Below are 23,305 nucleotides of genomic sequence, written 5' to 3'. Positions count from 1 at the left end.
GAGTTATGAATTATGAACTACAAGCTAACTCATAATTAATAATTCATAATTATTTTACAAACGTTGGCTCATATTCTTCACCATCATTTCTTTCCAAGGTCTGAAATCGCCTGCTAATATATGTTTTCGGGCTTCACGAACCAACCACATATAAAAACCAAGATTGTGTATCGTAGCAATTTGTTTTCCCAAGTATTCATTAGCAGCAAAAAGGTGGCGCAAATACGCTTTCGTGTATTCTGTATCCACGTAAGTGATTGCCATTTCGTCAATTGGAGAGAAATCAGCTTCCCACTTTTTATTTTTGATATTGATTGTACCATTTGCGGTAAACAACATTCCGTTTCTGGCGTTACGCGTAGGCATCACACAGTCAAACATGTCGATTCCCAAGGCAATATTTTCCAAAATATTGATTGGAGTTCCCACGCCCATTAGGTAACGCGGTTTGTCTTCCGGTAAAATTTCGCAAACCACTTCGGTCATCGCGTACATTTCTTCGGCAGGTTCCCCTACTGATAGTCCACCAATGGCGTTTCCTACTTGATTTGAATTCGCTATATATTCCGCTGATTGCTGACGCAAATCCTTATAACAACTTCCCTGAACAATTGGAAAAAAAGCTTGATCGTATCCGTATTTTACAGGTTGCGTGTCTAAATGATTGATGCAACGGTCTAACCAACGATGCGTCATTTTCATCGAGCGTTTTGCGTAGTTGTAATCACACGGATAAGGCGTACACTCATCAAATGCCATGATAATATCGGCACCAATTGTACGTTGAATTTCCATCACATTTTCTGGCGTAAAAAAGTGGTACGAACCGTCAATATGCGATTTGAACTTCACTCCTTCTTCCTTGATTTTTCTGTTGGCCGAAAGGGAATACACTTGGTAACCACCAGAATCCGTCAAAATATTACGGTCCCAGTTCATGAATTTATGCAAACCACCGGCTTTCTCCAGGATTTCCGTTTGTGGTCGTAAATATAAGTGGTAGGTATTTCCCAGGATAATATCCGGGTTAATGTCTTCTTTCAGTTCCCGTTGATGCACTCCTTTTACCGAAGCTACGGTACCCACAGGCATAAAAATTGGAGTTTCAATCACCCCGTGATCAGTAGTAATACTTCCCGCTCTGGCTTTCGACTGCGGATCTTTTTTTAATAAATCAAACTTCATAGTAACGTATTTCACCCGATTGTTCGGCTGGCAAAGATAGGTTAATTTGAAATCTACATCAAAAAAATGTTTTCCATCTCATAAAGTATAAAAGTGTCCCAAAAGGTATAGGAATGAAAATCAAATTACACCAACTTTTTAAGAGAAAAAGGAGACAATTATAGCGTTCAAAAATGCATGTACAATTTAGTGCTTAGGCTTGGGCGTGCCCTAAAAAGGTTGGGCTATTCGTTGCAATCTTTTACTCCGCTGCGCTTCATAAAAGGATTTCCACTACAAACGAAGTTCACTGAACTCCTATGAAAAATATCAAAAAAGTGAAGTAATCCATCACGCGATATTTGGTTTAACAACAACTAAAATCTTAATATTATTATTCAAAAAAGCACCTTATTAAATAAAATACCTTTTGATGATTTGTAAGAAAATTTTAATATATTTGAAAATCAATAAAGCGAAACAAACCTTCGCCTATCTACCCATATTTGGGTGTATATACGAAGGTTTGTTTCGACTATAATCAAGTTATGCACAATTTAATCAAAAACGATAAAAACAAATAAATAGATGAATATACTAAATTGGTTTTATAAAAAACCTAATATACCACAACGCAGTTTAGACGATATAAAACGTGTAACTAAAATTTTGTTTATAGATGATATCTAATTTGAAGTTGTAGAAAAAATTTCTACAAATGGATGGAGACAATGTTCAAGAGTTAAAGATATTGAGGATCTTGACCATGCAGATGTAGAAAAAACTCATATTTTTTTTGTTGATATTCAAGGTGTTGGTAAAAAATTAAATTTTCCTGACGAAGGTCTTGGATTAGCAAGAGCATTAAAGGAAAAATATCCATCTAAAGCTGTCATCCTTTATTCTTCTGAAGGTAAAAGAGATATTTTTGATAATACCTTATCAATTGTTGATGCTCGAATAAGGAAAAATGCGGATACATACGAATTTTTAAAATTAACCGAAAAATTTGCAAATCAAGCTTTTTCTCTCGAAGAATGCATTCAGAGAATTCAAAAACTTGTAAAAGACGAAACAGGAGAATTTTTAGAATTAAGTTTAATTAAAACTAACTTATTAAAAGTTCAAAATAAAGGTGAAATAGATTCCGATAAGGTCCTTAAAGCATTTAAAGTAACAGCTCAGTCTGGTTCTATAATTGGAACAATAATAAAAACTTTTTTAACACATTCTGTTTCACCATGAGGTTTATTATTAAAGAAAACGGTAAAATATTAGTTAAAAATATCGATTTAAATGATTGCTGTTTAGACAATTTAATTCCAAATCAGACAGAAAAGTATTTTTGTAACAAAAAAAAAGAGTTCAGAAGGCGTGGAGTTTTTAAGAAAGGAGATATTGAAGTATTATTATGCATAAATGAAGCTGTTGATTCTACAAGAATTTGGAAAAGCAAAGCGATTTTATTGCATGATTTTATAGAAACTTTCAAAGATTTAAAGATAGAGCTTTCAAAAGATTTTATAACTATTACCGATAGACTAACACATAATTTAAAAAAATATAACGCACATTGCATACAAGCATCCGAAAATATTTTAGACCCATATTCTAATTCGTCAGGAACTAAATCACAAATCGATACAATTAAAAGTAACTTAACTCTAAATGTAAGTAAAAGTAGTAGTTCACTTTTAAAAATAATAAAAAATAACAAATTAATTCAAGCAGAATTAAGTGTATATGACAGACTTTATAAATTTAATAATGAAAAATTAGAAAAGTTATCACATTCAATTCATAGATTAATTAAAGCTACTTTATCAGCATTTTGGGATTCATTTATAGAAAACAATGTCGTTGTCGAAATTGAAAATTGCTACGATGAAGTAAATGTTGATTATGAAACTATTACTGTTGCTTTAGTTCATTTAATTGACAATTGTACAAAATATACTTGTCCCCACTCTACTCTAAATATAACTTTTAGCAAATTAAATTCAAAACAATTAATAATTACTTTTAAAATGTTAAGCCTAAGAATTTACGAATATGAATTAGATGAAATATTTAATGAAGGTTTTTCAGGTGAGCTTTCATGTTATTTAGGTCTTAATGGTAGTGGAACAGGAATGTATATTATAAAAAATTTTATTGAATTAAATGGAGGTATTTTAAATCTAAAAATAGATACAAATCATTCGAAAAACATGAAATATAATGGAAGTGAATATGAAGAAAACATCTTTGAAATAATACTTCCATTAACATAAACTGTGCATAACACACGCCTTGCACCATTTGCGAATTTAGTGGAATTACCGTTTTTAGATTGTATTTTCGTTTAAAGGAAAATACTCGTCTTCGTAAGTCGCAAACGGCTCAAGGCGCCGGAACGTTTACCATGAAATCAACAGACAAATAATAATAAAGCTATCCTTTTTTTAACACAAGCCCAATTTAGAGGATGGTAAAAATCAATATAAAAAAAACCGAACTACTCTTAGGTTTCTACAAAGTGAGTAGCGATAAATTATCTATGAACCACTAATAATCATTAGATTACGTGCTATGAACCCATAAGATAGTTAAGAAACACATAAAAATAATATACTGTCACGGGTTGAAAAAACGATACAAATAAGTGAGTAACAAAAAATGAATGCTCTAAAAAATAAAATCCTAAATAATTTAACCACCAAGATGTTTCAATATAACCGCAACTATTTTACTCTTACAATTTTACTTTTCCTCGCAGAAATCGCCATTGCTATGTATGTTCATGATGACTTTATAAGACCGTATTTCGGAGATTTTCTGGTGGTTATTTTACTCTATTGTTTTGTGAAATCCTTTATAAAAGTTTCGTTTTTGGTAGCTGCAAGTCTTGTGTTGATTTTTTCATTCGGGATCGAAATCGCACAGTACTTCAATATGGTGGAAAAACTAGGACTGCAACATTCTAAAATTGCAAGAGTTGTGCTCGGGAATTCATTTGCCTGGATGGATTTGCTTGCCTACGCTCTTGGAATTCTGACCATAATTAGCATTGAAACATTCCATTTAAAACGAAAGAATAAAATCAATAACCAGATGTGACTTTCGCTAAAATACGGTATTTCATACAGCAAATTCTTGTGAAAAAATCTTATGTTTGTCTGAACACAATTTTAAAAACTTAAAAAATATGATTCGAAAATTATTTTCCTCAAGTTTATGGTCCGCTAGTGCAACAGATTGGGCTTCGCTTATTTTACGATTAACATTTGGTTTACTGATGTTGAGTCATGGTATTCCAAAGCTGATGAAGTTAATGGATGGCAACATGGAATTTGGTGATCCAATAGGTATAGGAGTTCCGGCATCATTAGCTTTGACTGTTTTTGCCGAAGTTTTATGCTCAGCGTTACTGGTAATTGGATTATGGACCAGAATGGCGTTGATTCCCCTTATTATAACCATGGCTGTTGCCGCATTTATTGTTCACATCAATGATGATCTGGGAACCATGGAACCTGCATTACTATATTTACTATCGTATTGCGCACTGTTTTTACTAGGAAGTGGTAAATATTCAGTTGATGCGATTTTAAAAAAATAAGCTTACTTAATTCTTCTTGCTCAAAACCTTTGGAGATAATTAATTTTTTAAACACATAGAAAAATAGAATTTAAAATTATGGAAGGCGTTTCACTTTTTTAGAGAAAACCAAAGCAATGTGAACCCAAGACCCGAGCGATAGCGAACAGGCGAAGCAATTGGGCTAGCTAAATCTTATTCTCTATTTTTCTATGTGTTTCAATTTTTTTATTAAATTCTAAAGGATAATTAAGTTTTACTTATTGTGCAAATTCATAAAAGCAATAATTTCATCAAAGCGATTGCTCCAAGGTGAAAAATACTGGAGCACCATTGGGACGTGCTTTTTATTCAACCGAATTGGTGTCACATCGGGTTGGAAAGGTTGCAAAGCAGTTACAAAACGGCTGTTAGCAATTTTAATAGAATTATATGTTTTGTCTCCAACATAAATTAAAAAAGGGGGCGTGTTTTTATTTAAAAAATAAATGGGCGAAGCATCTTTCCATTGCTCCGGATTTGAGGTCCAAGTTGCTAAATAATCATCTTTTTCGGTTGGCGGATTTCCCTCTAAATAATTTTTCATGTCTAATCCTGCCGCATCATTCAGAATTATTCCGGCAATAGTGCCAGAATCAATTCCATATTTTGGATTCATGACTGCCAAAGCACCAAGATGGCCGCCTGCCGAATGACCTGTAATATAAATCGAATTGGGATTACCATTATACTGGCTGATGTTCTTTTTTGTCCATTGAATTACAGACACAATTTGCCGTGCCATATCATCATAAGTAGCATCAGGACTCAACGTGTAATCCGGGATAACTGTAATCACGCCTTTGCTGGCAAAATTTCTGCCCAGTAAATCATAGGTACCTTTCCGGCCACTGTTCCAATTTCCTCCGTGAACAAAAATTAAAACTGGTATTTGCGTTGCAGTTGATTTTCGGGGCACAAAAACATTCAATTGTGGCGATTTTGCAGTGTTTTTATCGGTAGAATTGAGATATGAAATATCAGTATTTTTTTTGGAACCGCAGTTGACCAAAAGAAAAGCATTCAATAAGAGGATAATAAAGAAGGAGAAACGCATATTCATTTTTTTAACGAATATAAGATTTAAAAAAAATACGAAAGTTAATTTAGCTTTAAAAAGTGGTTTTCTTTAGTAAAACGCTTTTCATATCCTTTAATACGCCTATATTTACTATGAAATTTTCGCTTATTAATGCTGCTAAAATTTTTCTTTTTCAACAAATTCGAACATCTATTTCTACAGTTATCTAAAAAATAATTACAAATGAACACTATAAATACACAAAATCTCCAAAAAATGAGTTTAGCTCAAAACATAAGCCGTTATATTTTAGGACTATTTCTCACAACTGCTGGAATTAGTCATCTTACTTGGAGTCGAACAGAATTTTTAGCACAAGTACCACCGTGGATTCCTGTAAACGCCGATTTAGTGGTTCTGCTGTCTGGAGTTGTCGAAATTGCTTTGGGTTTATCCCTAATTCTGTTATTTAAGTATCGCATCCAGGTTGGGTGGATTGTAGCTGCTTTTTTTGTTCTTGTATTTCCAGGAAATATTGCGCAGTTAGTCGAACATAGAAATGCTTTCGGACTTAATACAGATTTAGCCAGATGGCTCAGACTGCCGCTTCAACCGCTTCTCATTATAGTAGCATTATGGTCGACTGGCGCTTGGCATTCATGGAGGAAAAATAAAAATTAAACAAGAAAGTTCAATGGAATTTCTTTTAAATTTCAAAACGGTACTGTACCAAACAAGATAGGCTGCCCTTCCGGACAGCCTATCATCATTTATCTCAAAAAGATTAGTTGAATTGTGAAGCCACATATTCAATTAAGCTCTCGTCACTCATTTTATTAGAAGTACTTAGTTTAGCCTCTACATTTTTGTATTGTGGAGTTTCGCTCAAATATTTAACAAATTGTTCTTGAGCAGTTCCAGGACCTGTTACATGTAATTCATCCACATTTTGCATGTGCGCAGTAATGTTTTTGAATAACTTGTGAAGTGAATCTCTTTCTGCATTGTTTGCCGCGTTTTCATTTGAGTTTCCACCCTGTCCTTCTTCTTTTTCGTGTCCTAAAACTACGAAATCTCCAGAATCTACATTTTCTTTACCTACAATAGTTGCATGATGTGAATCCATCCAAACTCCGAATTGTTTTTTACTTTTCTCTGACATTATACTCTATTTATTTTTATTAATATTTGTATTATTAAATTGTCAAAAAGCATGCAGTGACAGTTGAAATACTTATTCTTTTAAAATTAGCGTATTTTTTTGACAAAAAGGGAATTAGTTCTGAATTTACTTTTTAATTAACACAATTCATTTGTACTATTTTAAAAATAAATCGATTCTTGGCTTTAATAAAAAAGCTGCTGTATTCCCAGTTCATTATAGGTAAGTCATGGAATAATCTGACGCTAATCATTAGTCATTTTGAGTTTTTCTGTATCAACCTGCTTCGCGTCTTTATGTTGAATTACTTTGCCAAGAATCTATTGTTTGTACCTTTACTTTCGAAAAATATAAAAACTAAATCCTAATAAGATGTACGAATTACTTCAAAAGTATATCAGTAACCGAACACAAATCAATGATGAACAAATGGATTTCATCTGTTCCTTTTTTAAACCAATGCAAACCAAGCGCAATGAAATTTTAGTGCGTTATGAGGAAATATGCCAACAGTATTATTTTGTAAACAAAGGCTGTATCAGAATTTTCACTATCAATAAAGAAGGAATTGAAACGTCACGATTTTTTGCTTTTGAAGGCGGTTTTGGAACAGCCTTACCAAGTTTTATTGATCAACAGCCCGCTTACGAATACGTGCAAACGATAGAAAAATCAGAATTATTGGTGATTTCCAGAACGGACTTTTATTATCTCGTAACAACAATACCAGAATTTGGACTGATTTACAGAGCGATTCTGGAGTTAGGTTTTATAACGGCTCAAAAACGCATTTACGGTTTTCAGGGATTTGATGCCTTAGAAAAAGTAAAATGGATTATTGAAAATCAACCTCATTTTTTATTGCGTGTTTCTAATAAAACTGGCCGCGTCCTATTTAGGAATTTCTCCCTCAACCTTAAGCCGAATAAAATCCAAACTCTAAAAACGTTGACATAGGACAAGCTTTTTCATGCGACTCGTTTTTAATTTTGTAAAAAAATTAATCATGAAAATCAACTCTTGTCTATTAGTACTACTCATTCCATTATTTTCATTGGCACAAATCAGCACTAAAAAAAGTACCGATTTTACCAATTTAAATGCTAAAATGGAAGGAAATTATACGACACAATCCGTTCAACTAACGCTCAAAACTGCATTTCAAATTACAGAACAAGCCCGCGAAGCCGCAAAAAGCTTGAAAAAAAAAGTCACCATCGCAGTATTGGACGCATCAGGGCAAATTATCATCCTCACTCGTGGCGACGAAGTGGGACCGCACAATACGGAAGCGGCCAGAAGAAAAGCGTACACCGCATTATCAACAAAAACCCCTACGCTTTTATTGTCAAGAAATGCCAAATTGAATCCGGATACTCAAAATTTAGCTACACTGCCGGAACTTTTATTATTAGGCGGTGGTTATCCGCTTTGGCACAACGGAAAAGTCATAGGTGGCATTGGTGTTGCCGGAGGAGGAAGTCCTGAAAACGATGATTTAATCGCTAAATCAGGCGCAATTGCAACCGCACAAATCACAACACATTAATTTTAAACACAAACAAAAATGAAAAATTTACTATTTAGTTTACTTTTTACGGCTGTAGCAACAGCAAGCTATTCTCAAAATAATACTTACCAATTGTCCAGCCATATTTTAGACATTTCCAGCGGAACTGCTGCAATTGGCGTCCCGGTTGTATTAGAAAAATACGATGAAACCACAAAAATATGGTCGTATGTGGATGAAAAAATAACGGATAAAAATGGTAGAATTATCGATTTTCTGAATTATAAAGAAATAAAAAAAGGAATTTATAAACTTAGATTCTTGGTCGCGGACTATTTTAAAAGCAAAAAGACAGATAGTTTTTATCCATTTATTGAAGTTGTTTTCCAAATTAAAGATGCCAATCATTATCACGTTCCCATTACGCTTTCCAGTTATGGATATGCAACGTATCGTGGCAATTAGTTTCGCTTGATTATTTTTGTAAGTTCCAAAAAAAGTAAAACGATTCCCGAAATGCTTTCCGAATTTTGTTGTTAAATAAATACGATTCATAACTTACGTAGTCGTAATTTTGTAGTATTAGATTTTACACCAAAGGGGAATAATCGTTAAAAAATAAAAAAATGGAAGTAGCAAAAATTATCAAAGAGAAACTGGGAACCATTGTAGATGTGCGTTCCTATGACGAATTTATGGGCGGTCACGTTGCCGGTTCAATCAATATTCCGCTGAATGAAATTCCGCATAGAATGCAGGAAATTCAGGAACTCAAAGCGCCATTAGTACTTTGTTGCGCCTCTGGAAATAGAAGTGGTCAGGCACAAGTTTTTCTGACCGCACACGGTGTGGAATGTTATAACGGCGGTTCCTGGCTGGATGTGAATTACCTTCAATCCCAAATCGTGTAACATGATAAACATACTCAAAAAAATATTTAGGCTTGGCGCCAAGGTGAATTATCCGGAATTAATAGAGAACGGGGCAATTGTCATAGATGTGCGCAGCAAAGCAGAATATTTAGCAGGCCATATTAAGGATTCCATTAATATTCCTGTGGATACACTTCGCAATAATCTGTTCAAACTACAAGATAAAAACCAACCTATTATTACGTGTTGCGCCTCCGGAATGCGCAGTGCTTCAGCAAAAAGTATTTTAAAATCAAATGGCTATACCGCAGTGTACAATGGTGGCGGATGGAGCAGTCTTAAAAATAAAATAGTACGATAAAAGAATTTTTGGCAACAGTAAATAATACTATTCGTATTTACAATTAGTTAATTAACAGTTGATTAGATTATTATTTGATTAATTTTATTCCACTTAAAAAATTTAAGTGAATGAGTTAGATAGAAAAAATAGTATCTATTATTTCTATACAATTTAATCTTAAAAACTACTATTATGAGAACTGCAATTAGTAAAAAAGAAGATGTTAAAGGTGCTATGCAAGCAAAAAGCAATGCCGCACATGGATTAAGAGACTTATTTGAAGGCGGATTGAAAGACATTTACTGGTCTGAGAAAGTTTTGACAAAAACGTTACCAAATATGGTAAAAAACGCTTCCTCACCGGAATTAGTAAACTCATTAAAAAGCCAATTAAATGAATCGAAAGAACATGTTTCTCGCTTAGAGAAAATTTTTCAAGAGAATGGTATGAAACCAACTGCAAAAAAATGTGATGCTATGGAAGGTATTCTAAAAGAAGCCGATGGTCTAATTAAAGAAACTGATATAGGTGCAGTAAGAGATGCAGGAATTATTGCTGCGGAACAAAAAGTGAAACATTACGAAATAGCAACGTATGGTACCTTGCACGCCTTTGCTAAAACATTAGGAGAAAACAAAGCTGCCAATTTGCTTGCAATGACACTCGATGAAAAGAAAAAAACAGATGCAACATTAACCGGAATTGCAATGTCAACCATCAATAAGCAAGCTCACAAAGCAAATGCGATTACAAACATTAAAGCATAATTTTGATACTAAAAACAGCTTAAAACTGTTTTTCCTACTACTTGAAAAGCCCGCAAATTGCGGGCTTTTCTGTGAATTATAATCTGACTTGAATAAAATGTAATCTGTTTTTATAGCTAATAAAAATTTAAATTATTCAGCCATTGCTGGATAATCAATGTATCCTTTCACTGTATCAGTATAAAAGGTAGTTTGATCGGGTGTGTTTAATGGCGCATCAGTTTCATAACGAGCCACTAAATCTGGATTCGCAATAAACGGAACTCCGTAAGCAACAAGATCAGCGTAACCGTCTTCGATAACTTTGATACCAGTTTCTTTGTTAAAACTTTTATTTATGATTAAAGTTCCTTTGTAAAATGGTCTGAAATGTTTGGCTACTTCAGTAACGGCAAAAGGCACCTCACTTACATCAGTGAAAGGCTCCGTCAAATGGATATAAGCCAAACCGTAATCATTCAGTTTATTGATCATGTACTCATAGGTAGGAATTGTCTGTTCATCCAGCATCATTCCCTGCGCATTGTGCAACGAAGGATTCAAACGAACACCAACTTTAGCATAATCAATAACTCCTTCTAAAGCATCTAGAATTTCAAATAGGATTCGGGATTTGTTTTCCATAGAACCACCGTATTCATCCGAACGATAATTAGAATACCCATTAAAAAACTGTTGCAACAAATATCCGTTGGCTGCGTGCAATTCGATCCCGTCAAAACCAGCTGCAATTGCATTTTTGGCTCCGTTTTTGAAATCTAAAACGGTTTGTTTGATGTCTTCAATGGTCATTTCTTTTGGAATAACTGTATCTACAAAACCATCATTAGTGTACGCTTTTGCAAAAGGATTTAAGGCTGAAGGTGCGTGTGGCAATTCACCGTTATGTAAATCTGGATGCGACAATCGGCCTGTGTGCCACAATTGTGCAAATATAGTTCCTCCTTTTTCGTGTACTGCTTTTGTAACGAGTTTCCAACCTTCGGTTTGGGCTGCACTATAAATTCCGGGTACATTGATAAAACCAACTGCTTTTGTACTCACAAAAGTTCCCTCAGAAACAATTAAACCCGCTGTTGCTCTTTGCGCATAATATTCTGCTGTAAGTGCTGTAGCAACATTTCCTTCATTATTAGAACGGCTTCGTGTCATTGGTGCCATCACCATTCGGTTTTTTAAACTACTGCTTCCTAATGTATAAGGCTGGAATAAAATTGATTTGCTCATTTGATTTTTTTTTAAATTATTGTTAGTTTATATGGTACTGGCTTTCAAACCAATACTTGTAAATAATGTCAAAATAGTCATTACGGCTTCCTTATCGTTTCCGTTCAAAAAAAAGGAATCGTTAGAATCATCCGCTGATTCGAAACTCTGAACAACTTTCGAAAAAGGAAACAAATCCTGCAATTTTTCAGCAGAATTTTCGATAGTAATCGTGTTCTTCTTGTTTTCCAAAAAAAGTACAATCTTGCCTGTAGCCACATTTCTGATTTTTTCAATCAGGTTGACATTAGTTGTAGCAGCATTTGAAAGTATAATAACGTCAGCTTCCCAACTTGCATTGGTTGGACAAATCATCAGCTCCGCATTTGCGTTTGGATATTCTGAAAGTATTTGGGAATAAAAGGTATTCAGTGCAACCAAATCATGATCAAACAGCAAAACGGGATTGGTTGTGGCAATTTGCTTCGCTAAAAAAATACTGTTGGTTTCTGAAACACCAAGTACTGCAAATGTTCTTCTGTTTGACATCGACTTTTATTTACCTGGCAAATTTAGGGCGGTATCGGTATAATTTCTGTTGATGTAAAACAAGAAATTCTATTGATCTATGTCAATTAAAATTAACTCCTATTATTAATTTGTTTGCGAACCCGACTCAATGTTTCCGGTTTCAGTCCAAGGTAAGAAGCGATCATGTGTTGGGGTACACGTTGAACAATTCCGGGATAAGCCAATCCCAAATTGGTATATTTTTCTTCGGCGGTTTCAGTTAAAGCCGAATTTATTCTGGCTTGGTTTGCGATGTAGGCATTTTGCAAAAGCAAGCGTTGGTATCTTTCGAACATGGGGATTTTATCCATCAATGCTTCTCTTGCTTCAGTGGTCAGCAGTAGCAATTCAGAATCCTCAAGCGCTTCAATGGTATAAATAGAGTTACTATTGGTTAGAAAACTAGACAAATCTGTAATCCACCAGCCTTCAATCGCAAATTGTACGATGTGTTCATTTCCTTTTTCGTCCATGGAAAAAGAGCGAAGAATACCTTTTTCAACAAATGCATTATAGATACAAATGTCTCCTTCCTGCAGCAGGATCTGTTTTTTACGTAACTTTTTTGGGATAAAAAACGTTTTACACAACTCCATTTCTTCTGGGGTTAGTGCCACTTTTTCCTGAATACTTTTGAATAATTGTTGAAACATGGTTGCAAGATACTAAATAGTGTTAAAAGTGAAAAATAGTGTTGGTGCCAAAAAATTGAATCCTTAATAACTATTAATAAATCTAAAAATGGAACCTTACATTAATCAAATTATCTGATTATATTTGCGCAGTCTAATTTTAACACACAAATGAAACCGAACACACAACAATTAAACGATTTAACAATCCAAGTCAGAAGAGATATTCTTCGAATGGTACACGCAGTCAACTCAGGTCACCCAGGTGGTTCTTTAGGTTGTGCTGAATTTCTGGTAGTTTTATACCAAAATATCATGGAACGCAAAGAAGGTTTTGATATGGACGGAATTGGAGAAGATCTTTTCTTCCTTTCAAACGGGCATATTTCACCTGTATTTTACAGCGTTTTAGCAAGAAGCGGTTATTTTCCGGTATCAGAACTGGCTACTTTCCGTTTGATCAATTCAAGATTACAAGGACACCCAACTACACATGACGGTTTACCAGGTGTGCGTATTGCGTCTGGTTCTCTTGGACAAGGATTATCTGTAGGGATTGGTGCTGCTCAAGCAAAAAAATTGAATGGTGACAATCATATTATTTACACGCTTCACGGTGATGGTGAATTGCAAGAAGGTCAAAACTGGGAAGCCATCATGTATGCTTCTGCAAAAAAAGTAGATAATCTTATTGCTACAATCGATTTAAACGGAAAACAAATTGATGGTTCTACTGACGAAGTTTTAGCCATGGGAAGTATTCGTGCTAAATTTGAAGCTTTTGATTGGGATGTTTTAGAAATTGAAAGAGGAAACGATATCGAAGCTATCATTGCTGGTATGAATGATGCTAAATCAAGAACTGGGAAAGGAAAACCAGTTTGTGTATTGTTGCATACTGAAATGGGCAATGGTGTAGATTTTATGATGTACAGTCATGCTTGGCACGGTAAAGCGCCTAATGATACGCAACTTGAAATTGCTTTAGGTCAAAATTATACTGAAGGAGAAAGCGACTATTAAATAATTATGAGTTATAAATTATGAATTAAGGGGTTTTCCTAATCATTCAATTTTTAAATCATTCAATTAAAGAAAATGAAAAAATATACAAATACAGGAAGTAAAGATACTCGTTCAGGTTTTGGAGCGGGAATGACTGAATTAGGTCAAAAAAACGAAAATGTTGTGGCACTTTGTGCGGATTTAATAGGTTCCTTAAAATTTGACGATTTCAAGAAAAATCATCCGGAGCGTTTTTTCCAAATTGGAATTGCGGAAGCGAACATGATTGGAATTGCAGCAGGTTTAACCGTTGGAGGAAAAATTCCTTTTACTGGAACTTTCGCTAACTTTTCTACAGGAAGAGTGTACGATCAAATTCGACAATCCGTTGCATATTCTGAGAAAAATGTAAAAATTTGTGCTTCACACGCTGGATTAACTTTAGGAGAAGACGGTGCAACACACCAGATCCTTGAAGACATAGGATTAATGAAAATGTTACCGGGAATGACTGTAATCAATACGTGTGATTATAACCAGACAAAAGCGGCTACATTAGCAATTGCAGATCATCATGGTCCTGTTTATTTGCGTTTTGGTCGTCCGGTTGTGCCTAATTTTATGCCAGCTGACGAACCTTTCGAAATAGGAAAAGCAATTGTTTTAACCGAAGGTTCCGATGTAACTATTGTAGCTACGGGACATTTAGTTTGGGAAGCTTTAATCGCAGCTGAAGCATTAGAAGCACAAGGGATTTCGGCTGAGGTAATCAATATTCATACTATTAAACCATTGGATGAAGAAGCTATTTTGAAATCATTAGAAAAAACAAAATGTATTGTTACTGCTGAAGAACACAATATTCTTGGTGGTCTTGGCGAAAGCGTTTCAAGAGTGTTAGCCTTAAACAGTCCCTTACCGCAAGAATTTGTGGCAGTGAATGACAGCTTTGGAGAATCTGGAACACCAGAACAATTAATGGATAAATACAAATTGAACAACCAAGCAATTGTTGAAGCAGTTGAAAGAGTAATGAAAAGAAAATAATCTATTCATTTAATAGCAAAAAAAATCCAGTTCATTTTTGAACTGGATTTTTTTTGAACGGTATTTTTTAATTACATTTTACTAAATGCCTTTTGACTCTGTCAGGATTAGTAGTATTACCGTCGCAGCTAGGGATAGACTCAAAAGGGATTAAAACACCATTAGTACCTGTGATTTCTGTTCTGGTACTTACGCCGTCCCCATCATCATCCGTATCTAAAAAGTTCGGGATTCCATCGCCATCCGTATCATCCAAATTTGTTGTGGGAGTTGTTGGGTAGTTTGTCTTGTTTCTGTAATCATAAACGTAGCCATCTCCGTCAAGATCTTCTTGAAAATTCATGATTCCATCACCATCTGAGTCAAGTCTGTTAATTTCATACAATTTAAAACTAAATATTAATGGCGCATATGCCGGAATACTATTACTTCCTAAGCTGTAATATCCTAGTCCAGAGGGGATAAAAATCACTCCTGCTCCAAAATCATTATATGAAACAGTACCATCAGCATTAGATGAATAGTTTCCGGTTTTAAATTCTGGAAAAGTTTCTCCCCAACCATTAATTGTAGTCGTTAGATTAAAAAACTGTTGTGGATTTTTTGATTCTTCAAAAAAAGTAGCCGTTAACGTTTCCACTTCGGCAACTTTTTGTCGGGAAAGGTAATCCCCTTTATATGCCGCCAACACACCATCAACATTAGAAGGTGATTTTCCGGTTCCTTCTCTTAAAATCAGGTAATATAATTTATAGGTAATATCGTGAAATTTCACATCTCTACTCAAAAGTTTTGGAAAAGTAGCACTATTCAAATAAGAATAAATGGACGGTTCTGTTCCGCCTACAGCAATCTTAGTAAAAGCAACATCCTGATCGTCTTGAAAACCAGCGTGGTTGACAACCGTAATATGATATGTTTTTAAATACTCTTCAATATCTGTTAAATCAGTTGCATATTGCACTGCATAATCTCTTGGCGGGGTAATTTCCGCAGCATCATCCTTTGAGCATGAAAATAAAGAGACAGTTGTAATTAATAGAATAAAATAATACTTAAATTTGTTCATTATAGCTAATTTTTTAAGTGCGCAAGATACAATTTTGATTGATTTTTGTAAACTATTTAACTCCGATTTTAGAAAATTTATGAGAATAGATAAATATTTATGGTGCATGCGGTATTATAAAACGCGAAACATGGTTACCGAAGCCTGTAAAAAGAATCATGTCACGGTAAACGGCTTGGTTGCCAAACCATCAAAGGAAGTTTTTCCTACTGATAAAATCACTTTTAGAAAAGACCAAATCACCCAAATCATTACGGTTTTAGACATTCCTGAAAATCGTGTAGGGGCAAAATTGGTGGATATCTATAGACGAAACGACACTCCGGCTGAAGCGTATCAGCATTTGGAACTTTTAAAGTTATCAAAAGAACATTATCGAAAAAATGGAACCGGGAGACCAACCAAAAAAGACAGAAGAGACATTGACGAATTTCTCCCCTCCCCGACCCTCCCCGAAGGAGAGGGAGACGAGCCTTCGTAAATTAAGTGAAATATCTAATAGCCTTTGCAAAACCCAGTTTCCGCCCGGAAGGTATGATGGGAAGACAAGTGTTGACAAATAAAAATTAAGTAAAACATCGAATAACCTTTGCCAGACCTGGCTCCCTCCCCTTCGGGGAGGGCTGGGGAGGGGAAAAAACCTTTAAACAATGAGCAAAAATATCATTTTAACAAATCAGGAAATAGAACATAAAATAAAAAGAATTGCCTACCAAATCTACGAAACCTTTGTAGATGAGGAAGAAATTGTAATCGCGGGCATTGCTGCTAATGGTTTTACATTTGCAAAAAAAATAGCATTGGCTCTGGAAACAATATCACCTATTAAAGTTTCACTCTGCGAAGTGCAAATCAACAAACAAAATCCACAACTTCCCATTCACACTTCCCTATCAAAAGAACAGTATACCAATAAAGGTTTGATTCTTGTTGATGACGTATTAAATTCAGGCACTACATTAATCTATGCCGTAAGACACTTCATAGACGTTCCTTTGAAAAAATTCAAAACGGCCGTACTTGTAGATAGAAACCACAAAAAGTACCCCGTAAAAGCCGATTTCAAAGGAATTTCTCTTTCGACGTCATTATTGGAGCACGTTCAAGTAGTTTTTGATGAAAATAATGACAGTTATGCGTATTTAAGCTAAAAGAGTTAGAATATCCAGAACGGTCTGATCAATGGTTTTATCATCGACCACAACTTTATGTTGTGCTTGGTTGTAATAAAAACTTCTTTCGAAGAGATGCATTGCAATAAACTCTCTCATCTCCTCATCACTTTTGTTGGCGATTAGGGGTCTTTTACTTTTATTAGCAGATAATCTTTTAAATAAAGTCTCAATTGACGCTTTAAGATAAATGGAAACAACATTATCTGCTTTTAGCAGCTCATGATTATTGGCATAACAAGGCGTTCCTCCGCCCAAACCTATAATTAATTGCTCCGGCGAATTCAACAATTCGATAAAAACTTCGTGCTCTACCTTTCTAAAGTAAATTTCTCCATGCTTTTCAAAAATGGCATTTATGGATAAATTCAACTTTTCTTCTATCTTTTCATCCAAATCTACAAAAGGGATACCGATATTTTTTGACAACTTATTTGCAATAGTGGACTTCCCGCATCCCATATAGCCTAATAATATAATTTTTCTCATGAAATAAAACCTTATAAACTAAGGCGTTAAGATTTATTGTTTAAAAAAGACAAATTTATAATAAAATTGCTTGGAAAACTCCAAAATAAGTCCTTATATTTGCACCCGCATTCAAGGAAAGAATATGACTCGATAGCTCAGTTGGTAGAGCACATCACTTTTAATGATGGGGTCCTGGGTTCGAGCCCCAGTCGGGTCACAATTTTAGTGATCAACACATAATTTTCTTGAAAGCATTGACTCGATAGCTCAGTTGGTAGAGCACATCACTTTTAATGATGGGGTCCTGGGTTCGAGCCCCAGTCGGGTCACAAAAGGTCGAGTAATTTATTACTTGACCTTTTTTATTTTAAGGCCACGTGGAGAAACGGTAGACTTGCCAGCTTGAGGGGCTGGTGCTCGCAAGGGCGTGTGGGTTCAAATCCCACCGTGGTCACTTTTTAGAACAAAAATAAATCATAACTACTTAATTTATAAGTGATTAGGATTTTTTAGTTTTAAATCTGTATTATTTCTGTATTCTAACTATTCAGTTCCTTAAAAAAATCTATTTTCTACAATAATAAATGTTTTGTTTCAAGTGCATACTTTACACACTTTACATTATCTTAATATCTGTGGTCGTATAAAATTTCAAAACTGCCTTAGGTTCTCCGTGGGACTTTTCTAACTACGGTGCGAAGAGCTCCCAAAACATCTAAATAGATAAAATTTATTTGGTACGCGGTACGAGATAGATTTTGGCTATATTTATGCGTACTTTTCTAACTTTTTTTTTTTTGGAATTGCTTATTATTGTCAAATGAGGATTCCCGTAATGTTTGTACTTTTTTTACTCATAAATTTGTTTATTAACCAATAAGCAATCAAATGAAAAACCAAACTAAATTAGAAAAAGTCAATGAATTTAACAACTTGACAGATGAGGAAAAGAAAAAAAGAGTAGAACAAAAAGTAAAAGAAGACGGTAAAAAAATGAAATTTATTGTTCCCATAATTTTATTCTTATTACTCTTTTTATTTTTCAAATGTGCTTGTGATTCTGAGCCTGAAATAAAACTTACAAAAGCCGAAATTCATAAACAAAATATTGAAAAATTATTTCATCCTTGGGATGGTTCAAATATTGAATTAGAAAAAAAAATTAAAGAAAGTTTAAACGATTCCGAAAGCTACGAACACATAACTACAACTTATATCGATACGGGTGATTTTTTATCAGTGAAAAGCATATTTACAGCAAAAAACGGTTTTGGTGGGGTAATAAAGGAAGAAGTAGTAATACAACAAGACACTTTAGGAAATATTATAAAAGTTGTCAAATGGTTTGAATAAAAAAAGGGCGTTCCGTTATGGTTCGCCTTTTTTACTAAAATAATAGTCTGCTAAATCAAACCCGTTTTCAAAATCAGTTTTTTCGATCAACTCACTAACCGCAATTTTAAAACCTATTTCCTTTAATTCGTTGGCTTTATTTTGCCAGTTGAAATATTCGCCTTTATCAGGAAACAAAACAATATTTCTTTTTTTGATAGGTTTCAGTAAATCCAATTTTAAATTTTGTTTGCTCCCTGTGGCAATCCAAATGTAATCAGGAATAAAAATACTCATGATTATTGCCGTCTTTTCACTTTCTACAATAGCAATCGTTTTTTGATAATCTTCATTAACTCGGTGTAATCCAAATAAACATTGGCAAAGATTAAAATCAGGCTCTTTGATTGCATTATGTAGCCAATTGATATGATTGTAAGGTTTTTTTATTCTTTTGCCTGTATGCCTATCGTATTGCATAATCTTGCAGGCGTGAATTTTCTCTTTGTCGTCAATTTGCCAAAACATTGTTGAATTTCCCCAAAAATGGTTTGTTCCTGTAATAAAATAATTTTGCATTGCTTTTTTTACCTCATCAGTTGAAAATTTTGTTTTTAGAAACTCGGTTAAATTGTCATCTTTTGGCTCTTTGAGATACATTTTGTCTATTAATTCCAAACTGTGAAAACTTGGTACGGCTTCGGGCGGTGGTTCTTTGGTGGTAACTACATTTATATAACCACCCTCATCAGTATTGAAATATTTACTTTCATTACTCAAATAATTGATTGTTGAGGTTTTTAAAAACCATTCTAAAATCCAACAATCATTTTTTGTTTGCTCCAGTATTTGTGATTTTGGTATTATTGAAATTATGCCGTTTACATCGGTTAATTTAATTGCTTTGTCTGAAATACTTTTCAATGACAAAAAGGGAACACAAAAAGCCTTTTTACCTTTGGGCGGTGCTTTGTGATAATTACAGTTTTGCTCCCTGTCACATTTACCATAGTCATCAGTTAAATAGGTTTTCGTTTCAATATCAATGTATTTGACAAAGGTTTTTTGTTGGCAATTAGGACAAATAAACTTCCCTTTTTTGCTTAGTGTGTATTTGAAAGTTTCCAAATTATCCGTTTTTAGAAAAAAAAAGATTGTTTTTTTAGGTGCATACTTTACATAGTTTACATTTAATCAATCCTTAAAAATGCAAAGTATGTAAAGTATGTAGCCAAAACAAAAACATTTTATTTTTGTTATTGATTACTAATATAAGCCACATTACCAATCATAATGCGGTTTACATAGATTTTATAATGTTTTAATCTTTGAATAAATTTTATTTTTCCTACTGGTCTGTAACCGTCATCAAAACAAAAGCTTTTATATTGTAGGTAGATAACAGAAATTAAAATAAATTCAGTAGTTGAGGTTTTAAAACCCTGTTCATTAATAAACAATTGAACACTATCACTTTGCTTTTCATAATCACTTCGGGCGTTGTCTATCGCTTCGCATTTACTGAAGTTCTTTTGCTCCATTACCCTATCCAATCCTTTTAAAATCCAGTTGAAAACCCCCGATAATTCATTTTTGATTATTTTTTGTGGTAACTGCTTATCTTGTTGGCTTTCGGGAATAGTAACATCAAAGCCAATAATTAAAAACCGTCTGAAATAAGCGTTTGTGTGTTCCACATCTTTTGGTAATTCATTACAATTGAAAATTAACTTTGCGTATCCAACTATTTCAAACGGATCTCCATACGGCAAACGTGCTTCTATTTTTTCGCCTGAAGACAATACTTTAAAAACATTTATATCCATCTTGCTACTTATCTCACTTGCATAATTTACCAGTTTATGAGCGATTTTTGCTCTATGGTAACCCTTTTCATCTGTTAAACTTTGTAATGAATAGTTGCTTATATTTTCACTTCCCAAAAGGGCGTTTAGTATCTCAAAAAATACACTCTTGCCATTTGCTCCAGTACCATATAAAATAAGCATCTTTTCAAGTTTTAAAACACTCGGTTTAATGAAAATATAACCGCAATACTCCGCAAAAACTTTTTGTTTGTCAGGATCGGGCAAAACCTGATCTAAATATTTTTGAAATAGTGGGGCGGTTGCTTCGGGGTCAAATTCAAAAGGCAATTGGTGTGTAATAAAGTCTTTTTGTTCAAATGGTCTTAAGCCTCTATTAGTTGGTGTAATCTCAAAAGTTCCGTTAAGCAAATTGATCAATATACTATTAGTTTTACTTTTAGGTGTAGGCAAATAAGCATCCGCTAAAAACTGTTTGAATAACTCATCTTTAAAGGTGTGAATTTTTCCTTTGAATTTTTCAACTCCCATTTGCAAAGCCACATTACCCAAAAAGAATTGAAGCCGTTCTTTGTCTATCTCATTCCAGTAACAACCATTATACAAATAAATAAAGCCGTTCTTTTTGCACAAACCCCATTTGTTCACAATAGCAATTTTAAGAAGTTGTTCAATACAAAGTATCAAATAATGATTTTTTGTAAGTTTTGAACTTTTTAGTTTACTGTCTAAAGTGTTAAATTCCGCTTGTTGTTTTTCGGTTAACTCCCCGCTTTTTGAAAGAATTGATTCTAAAACTTTGATTTTCTTTTGAACGTCTTCACTATCAGGAAAAGCCAGTAATTTAAAATCTATTTTCCCGATACTTTTTATAAGTTCCTGTAAAATGTCATCAGTTGTTTTTTGATTCGATTCTAAGCCGTTTATAAGGTTTTCAATGTCGTTTGAAACTACTTGTTTTAAATTATTTTCCATTTTGAAAACTTTTAAAAAGAATTAATAATTTTTCAGTTCCGTAAAATGGTTGTTCGGTTTTAGAAACGTTACAATAAAAAACGCCTATCTCAAAAATCTTTTTTTCTTCTATTAATTCATTGAAATATTGATTGAAAAATTCTGAAATTTTAAGTTCTTCTATTGATAAAAAAATTCCGATCATTTGTTTTGAAAATGGGGACAAATTCAAAAAATCTATAATTTGCCTTTTGTAACCCATTTTAACCAGTTCAAAAAGTCTTTCTTTTGTGATTGCTTGTTTTGTCATAACTACTATTTTTTTAAAGGTGTTATAGTAGCCATTAACTCCGAACGCTTATAGTAACACTTATTAGCAAACTTATAGACGGTAATACGTCCTTTGTTTGTCCATGCCCATAAAGTGCTCGCATTTATTTGTAGTAGTTCCAAAACCTCTGATCGGGTCATCAGGTCTTCATTTTCGGTATGGGTGTTTTGTGTAGTTTGAAAGTCTTTGAATTTAGTTTCAAAAACATTTCCGATTAAGTCCGTTAAATCTTCACGGCTTAAATTTTGAAGTAAGATTGAATTTTGCATTGTTTTATATTTATTGTTCGGGAACAAAAACATACACAATAAAAACCTAATCCATTGATTTACAATTGTCTAAAGTTGTCTAACAACTTGTAACAACTAAACAACTATTTATTTGATTGTTTTTTCAAGTTTTTCTTTGATAGTGATATAGTCATTATCCTTATGGTAATCACTTATCTTTAATTTTACATCGTTTACCTCAAACCACTTATTTACACCTTGCATTTTGATTGATTTTCCTATCAATGATTCTACAAAGTGTTTTCTGCTCAAATCCCTGCTATTAACACTATAATTTATAAGGTTAAATTCTTTGTGTAGTAAATAAATAAGATATGCCATTTTTTTATTATCATAATCCTTAAACTCTTTTTGGATTTTCTCAACAACCGAAATATTAATATCTACATTAAAAAAATCTATAAAATCTTTTTTGGGTTTGCTAAGTTTGATTTTTATAACCTCATCAGTATTGGAAATTTCTTTTTGTTGAGTTGGGTCAATAGTTGTTTCTTTTGATTTTATTATTTCAAACAATTCGTGCATAATATTTTGAAAACTCTCAAATTCATAGTACAAATATTTACAATTAAAGTTAAATATAGGGTTGGGGTTTATAGAACCAACTTTTTGTTGAATTTTACCGTTTTCAAAAGCATAATATTTTACCGGTAAAATTGAAAAAAAATCAGGGAAATTTTTTGTGTTTTCTTCTAATGCTTTGGAAAGTTCATCAGTTTTTTTGGGTAACATTTGTTCGTGAAATACTCGACTTCTACAATAGTTTTTATATTCTAAACTCAACTTACAAAATTCATTTGGATCTAAATTATTAGTTTGTTTTCGTATCTGTTTACTAATCGAAAAATCAGTAATATTTTCTAAGTTCCCGAAAAACTCGGTAATTTCATCTTTCATTTGAATTTTTGTTTTGCCTGTAAAATGTAAAGTATGTAAACTAT

28 protein-coding genes and 3 tRNA genes are annotated in these 23,305 nt (G+C 33.6%); 18 read left to right on the top strand and 13 right to left on the bottom strand.

Annotated features, from left to right (window positions below):
- Window positions 1–54: 54 nt before the first annotated feature.
- Entirely contained in the window at window positions 55–1,185 is a 1,131-nt protein-coding gene (gene tgt / locus AC0J6S_RS09185) for a tRNA guanosine(34) transglycosylase Tgt (protein ID WP_091171344.1), read from the bottom strand.
- Window positions 1,186–2,405: 1,220 nt separating this feature from the next.
- On the opposite strand from tgt, the gene AC0J6S_RS09180 reads away from it, so the two are divergent.
- The 3 genes from AC0J6S_RS09180 to AC0J6S_RS09170 all read left to right on the top strand — a co-directional run bounded on the left by AC0J6S_RS09180 (window position 2,406) and on the right by AC0J6S_RS09170 (window position 4,765).
- Window positions 2,406–3,437, top strand: a complete 1,032-nt coding sequence (locus AC0J6S_RS09180) for a histidine kinase (RefSeq protein ID WP_114752855.1) — start codon at window positions 2,406–2,408, stop codon at window positions 3,435–3,437.
- A 385-nt stretch (window positions 3,438–3,822) separates the two neighbouring features.
- Complete coding sequence (locus AC0J6S_RS09175) at window positions 3,823–4,263, top strand: ribosomal maturation YjgA family protein (RefSeq protein WP_474953536.1); 441 nt, start codon at window positions 3,823–3,825, stop codon at window positions 4,261–4,263.
- Window positions 4,264–4,351: 88 nt separating this feature from the next.
- Window positions 4,352–4,765 carry a DoxX family protein gene (locus AC0J6S_RS09170; RefSeq protein ID WP_474953535.1) on the top strand — a complete coding sequence of 138 codons (414 nt, stop codon included), beginning with the start codon at window positions 4,352–4,354 and terminating at the stop codon, window positions 4,763–4,765.
- A 235-nt stretch (window positions 4,766–5,000) separates the two neighbouring features.
- On the opposite strand, the gene AC0J6S_RS09165 is transcribed toward AC0J6S_RS09170, so the two are convergent.
- The gene (locus AC0J6S_RS09165; protein ID WP_474953534.1) at window positions 5,001–5,840 is read right to left on the bottom strand and encodes an alpha/beta hydrolase; all 840 of its coding nucleotides are present in this window, start codon (window positions 5,838–5,840) and stop codon (window positions 5,001–5,003) included.
- 207 nt (window positions 5,841–6,047) lie between these two features.
- Here AC0J6S_RS09165 and AC0J6S_RS09160 point away from each other — a divergent pair, with 207 nt between their 5' ends.
- Complete coding sequence (locus AC0J6S_RS09160; RefSeq protein ID WP_474953533.1) at window positions 6,048–6,485, top strand: DoxX family protein; 438 nt, start codon at window positions 6,048–6,050, stop codon at window positions 6,483–6,485.
- Window positions 6,486–6,588: 103 nt separating this feature from the next.
- On the opposite strand, the gene AC0J6S_RS09155 is transcribed toward AC0J6S_RS09160, so the two are convergent.
- On the bottom strand, window positions 6,589–6,966 hold the full coding sequence (locus tag AC0J6S_RS09155) for a hypothetical protein (protein WP_474953532.1): 378 nt from the start codon (window positions 6,964–6,966) through the stop codon (window positions 6,589–6,591).
- A 372-nt stretch (window positions 6,967–7,338) separates the two neighbouring features.
- On the opposite strand from AC0J6S_RS09155, the gene AC0J6S_RS09150 reads away from it, so the two are divergent.
- From AC0J6S_RS09150 to AC0J6S_RS09125, 6 genes are all read left to right on the top strand, one after another.
- Window positions 7,339–7,923: a Crp/Fnr family transcriptional regulator gene (locus AC0J6S_RS09150; protein WP_474953531.1), complete on the top strand. Its 585-nt coding sequence runs from the start codon at window positions 7,339–7,341 to the stop codon at window positions 7,921–7,923.
- A 49-nt stretch (window positions 7,924–7,972) separates the two neighbouring features.
- Entirely contained in the window at window positions 7,973–8,515 is a 543-nt protein-coding gene (locus tag AC0J6S_RS09145; protein WP_474953530.1) for a heme-binding protein, read from the top strand.
- Between the two features lie 18 nt (window positions 8,516–8,533).
- Window positions 8,534–8,941: a hydroxyisourate hydrolase gene (uraH, locus tag AC0J6S_RS09140; protein WP_474953529.1), complete on the top strand. Its 408-nt coding sequence runs from the start codon at window positions 8,534–8,536 to the stop codon at window positions 8,939–8,941.
- A 161-nt stretch (window positions 8,942–9,102) separates the two neighbouring features.
- On the top strand, window positions 9,103–9,387 hold the full coding sequence (locus AC0J6S_RS09135; RefSeq protein WP_474953528.1) for a rhodanese-like domain-containing protein: 285 nt from the start codon (window positions 9,103–9,105) through the stop codon (window positions 9,385–9,387).
- 1 nt (window position 9,388) lies between these two features.
- Window positions 9,389–9,709 carry a rhodanese-like domain-containing protein gene (locus AC0J6S_RS09130; protein ID WP_474953527.1) on the top strand — a complete coding sequence of 107 codons (321 nt, stop codon included), beginning with the start codon at window positions 9,389–9,391 and terminating at the stop codon, window positions 9,707–9,709.
- A gap of 174 nt (window positions 9,710–9,883) precedes the next feature.
- Window positions 9,884–10,459 (top strand): YciE/YciF ferroxidase family protein, encoded by a 576-nt coding sequence (locus tag AC0J6S_RS09125; protein WP_474953526.1) that lies wholly within the window; start codon window positions 9,884–9,886, stop codon window positions 10,457–10,459.
- Between the two features lie 132 nt (window positions 10,460–10,591).
- Here the strand turns inward: AC0J6S_RS09125 and AC0J6S_RS09120 are convergent, their stop codons facing one another.
- The 3 genes from AC0J6S_RS09120 to AC0J6S_RS09110 form a co-directional block, all read right to left on the bottom strand.
- Window positions 10,592–11,686: an alkene reductase gene (locus AC0J6S_RS09120; RefSeq protein WP_474953525.1), complete on the bottom strand. Its 1,095-nt coding sequence runs from the start codon at window positions 11,684–11,686 to the stop codon at window positions 10,592–10,594.
- Between the two features lie 27 nt (window positions 11,687–11,713).
- Window positions 11,714–12,214 carry a hypothetical protein gene (locus AC0J6S_RS09115; RefSeq protein ID WP_474953524.1) on the bottom strand — a complete coding sequence of 167 codons (501 nt, stop codon included), beginning with the start codon at window positions 12,212–12,214 and terminating at the stop codon, window positions 11,714–11,716.
- A gap of 92 nt (window positions 12,215–12,306) precedes the next feature.
- Window positions 12,307–12,888: a Crp/Fnr family transcriptional regulator gene (locus AC0J6S_RS09110; protein ID WP_474953523.1), complete on the bottom strand. Its 582-nt coding sequence runs from the start codon at window positions 12,886–12,888 to the stop codon at window positions 12,307–12,309.
- Window positions 12,889–13,038: 150 nt separating this feature from the next.
- Here AC0J6S_RS09110 and AC0J6S_RS09105 point away from each other — a divergent pair, with 150 nt between their 5' ends.
- Both AC0J6S_RS09105 and AC0J6S_RS09100 read left to right on the top strand, forming a co-directional pair.
- Complete coding sequence (locus AC0J6S_RS09105) at window positions 13,039–13,890, top strand: transketolase (protein ID WP_474953522.1); 852 nt, start codon at window positions 13,039–13,041, stop codon at window positions 13,888–13,890.
- A 75-nt stretch (window positions 13,891–13,965) separates the two neighbouring features.
- The gene (locus AC0J6S_RS09100) at window positions 13,966–14,919 is read left to right on the top strand and encodes a transketolase family protein (protein ID WP_113666293.1); all 954 of its coding nucleotides are present in this window, start codon (window positions 13,966–13,968) and stop codon (window positions 14,917–14,919) included.
- A 67-nt stretch (window positions 14,920–14,986) separates the two neighbouring features.
- On the opposite strand, the gene AC0J6S_RS09095 is transcribed toward AC0J6S_RS09100, so the two are convergent.
- Window positions 14,987–15,988, bottom strand: a complete 1,002-nt coding sequence (locus tag AC0J6S_RS09095) for an FKBP-type peptidyl-prolyl cis-trans isomerase (protein ID WP_474953521.1) — start codon at window positions 15,986–15,988, stop codon at window positions 14,987–14,989.
- A 79-nt stretch (window positions 15,989–16,067) separates the two neighbouring features.
- Between AC0J6S_RS09095 and AC0J6S_RS09090 the strand changes: the two genes are divergently transcribed.
- On the top strand, window positions 16,068–16,469 hold the full coding sequence (locus tag AC0J6S_RS09090; RefSeq protein WP_165152824.1) for an RNA-binding S4 domain-containing protein: 402 nt from the start codon (window positions 16,068–16,070) through the stop codon (window positions 16,467–16,469).
- Between the two features lie 169 nt (window positions 16,470–16,638).
- Complete coding sequence (locus tag AC0J6S_RS09085; RefSeq protein WP_474953520.1) at window positions 16,639–17,139, top strand: phosphoribosyltransferase family protein; 501 nt, start codon at window positions 16,639–16,641, stop codon at window positions 17,137–17,139.
- On the opposite strand, the gene AC0J6S_RS09080 is transcribed toward AC0J6S_RS09085, so the two are convergent.
- Window positions 17,131–17,649, bottom strand: a complete 519-nt coding sequence (locus tag AC0J6S_RS09080; protein WP_474953519.1) for a shikimate kinase — start codon at window positions 17,647–17,649, stop codon at window positions 17,131–17,133. The two genes, AC0J6S_RS09085 and AC0J6S_RS09080, sit on opposite strands and share 9 nt — an antisense overlap.
- A 126-nt stretch (window positions 17,650–17,775) precedes the next feature.
- On the opposite strand from AC0J6S_RS09080, the gene AC0J6S_RS09075 reads away from it, so the two are divergent.
- The 4 genes from AC0J6S_RS09075 to AC0J6S_RS09060 all read left to right on the top strand — a co-directional run bounded on the left by AC0J6S_RS09075 (window position 17,776) and on the right by AC0J6S_RS09060 (window position 18,984).
- Window positions 17,776–17,848, top strand: a tRNA-Lys gene (locus AC0J6S_RS09075).
- A gap of 39 nt (window positions 17,849–17,887) precedes the next feature.
- A tRNA-Lys gene (locus AC0J6S_RS09070) sits at window positions 17,888–17,960 on the top strand.
- A gap of 42 nt (window positions 17,961–18,002) precedes the next feature.
- Window positions 18,003–18,085, top strand: a tRNA-Leu gene (locus AC0J6S_RS09065).
- Window positions 18,086–18,519: 434 nt separating this feature from the next.
- Entirely contained in the window at window positions 18,520–18,984 is a 465-nt protein-coding gene (locus AC0J6S_RS09060) for a hypothetical protein (RefSeq protein ID WP_474953518.1), read from the top strand.
- Window positions 18,985–18,999: 15 nt separating this feature from the next.
- Here AC0J6S_RS09060 and AC0J6S_RS09055 read toward each other — a convergent pair whose 3' ends face one another.
- The 5 genes from AC0J6S_RS09055 to AC0J6S_RS09035 all read right to left on the bottom strand — a co-directional run bounded on the left by AC0J6S_RS09055 (window position 19,000) and on the right by AC0J6S_RS09035 (window position 23,261).
- Window positions 19,000–20,091: a DUF6371 domain-containing protein gene (locus AC0J6S_RS09055; protein ID WP_474953517.1), complete on the bottom strand. Its 1,092-nt coding sequence runs from the start codon at window positions 20,089–20,091 to the stop codon at window positions 19,000–19,002.
- Between the two features lie 128 nt (window positions 20,092–20,219).
- Window positions 20,220–21,764, bottom strand: a complete 1,545-nt coding sequence (locus AC0J6S_RS09050) for a DNA primase family protein (RefSeq protein ID WP_474953516.1) — start codon at window positions 21,762–21,764, stop codon at window positions 20,220–20,222.
- Window positions 21,754–22,053: a hypothetical protein gene (locus AC0J6S_RS09045; protein WP_474953515.1), complete on the bottom strand. Its 300-nt coding sequence runs from the start codon at window positions 22,051–22,053 to the stop codon at window positions 21,754–21,756. The genes AC0J6S_RS09050 and AC0J6S_RS09045 overlap by 11 nt, the downstream gene beginning before the upstream one ends.
- A 5-nt stretch (window positions 22,054–22,058) precedes the next feature.
- Complete coding sequence (locus AC0J6S_RS09040; protein ID WP_474953514.1) at window positions 22,059–22,343, bottom strand: helix-turn-helix domain-containing protein; 285 nt, start codon at window positions 22,341–22,343, stop codon at window positions 22,059–22,061.
- A 108-nt stretch (window positions 22,344–22,451) separates the two neighbouring features.
- Window positions 22,452–23,261 (bottom strand): hypothetical protein, encoded by an 810-nt coding sequence (locus AC0J6S_RS09035; protein WP_474953513.1) that lies wholly within the window; start codon window positions 23,259–23,261, stop codon window positions 22,452–22,454.
- Window positions 23,262–23,305: the final 44 nt, after the last annotated feature.

Source organism: Flavobacterium sp. TS_SC_5, from assembly GCF_056156265.1.
This window is presented reverse-complemented; position numbering and strand designations above follow the sequence as displayed.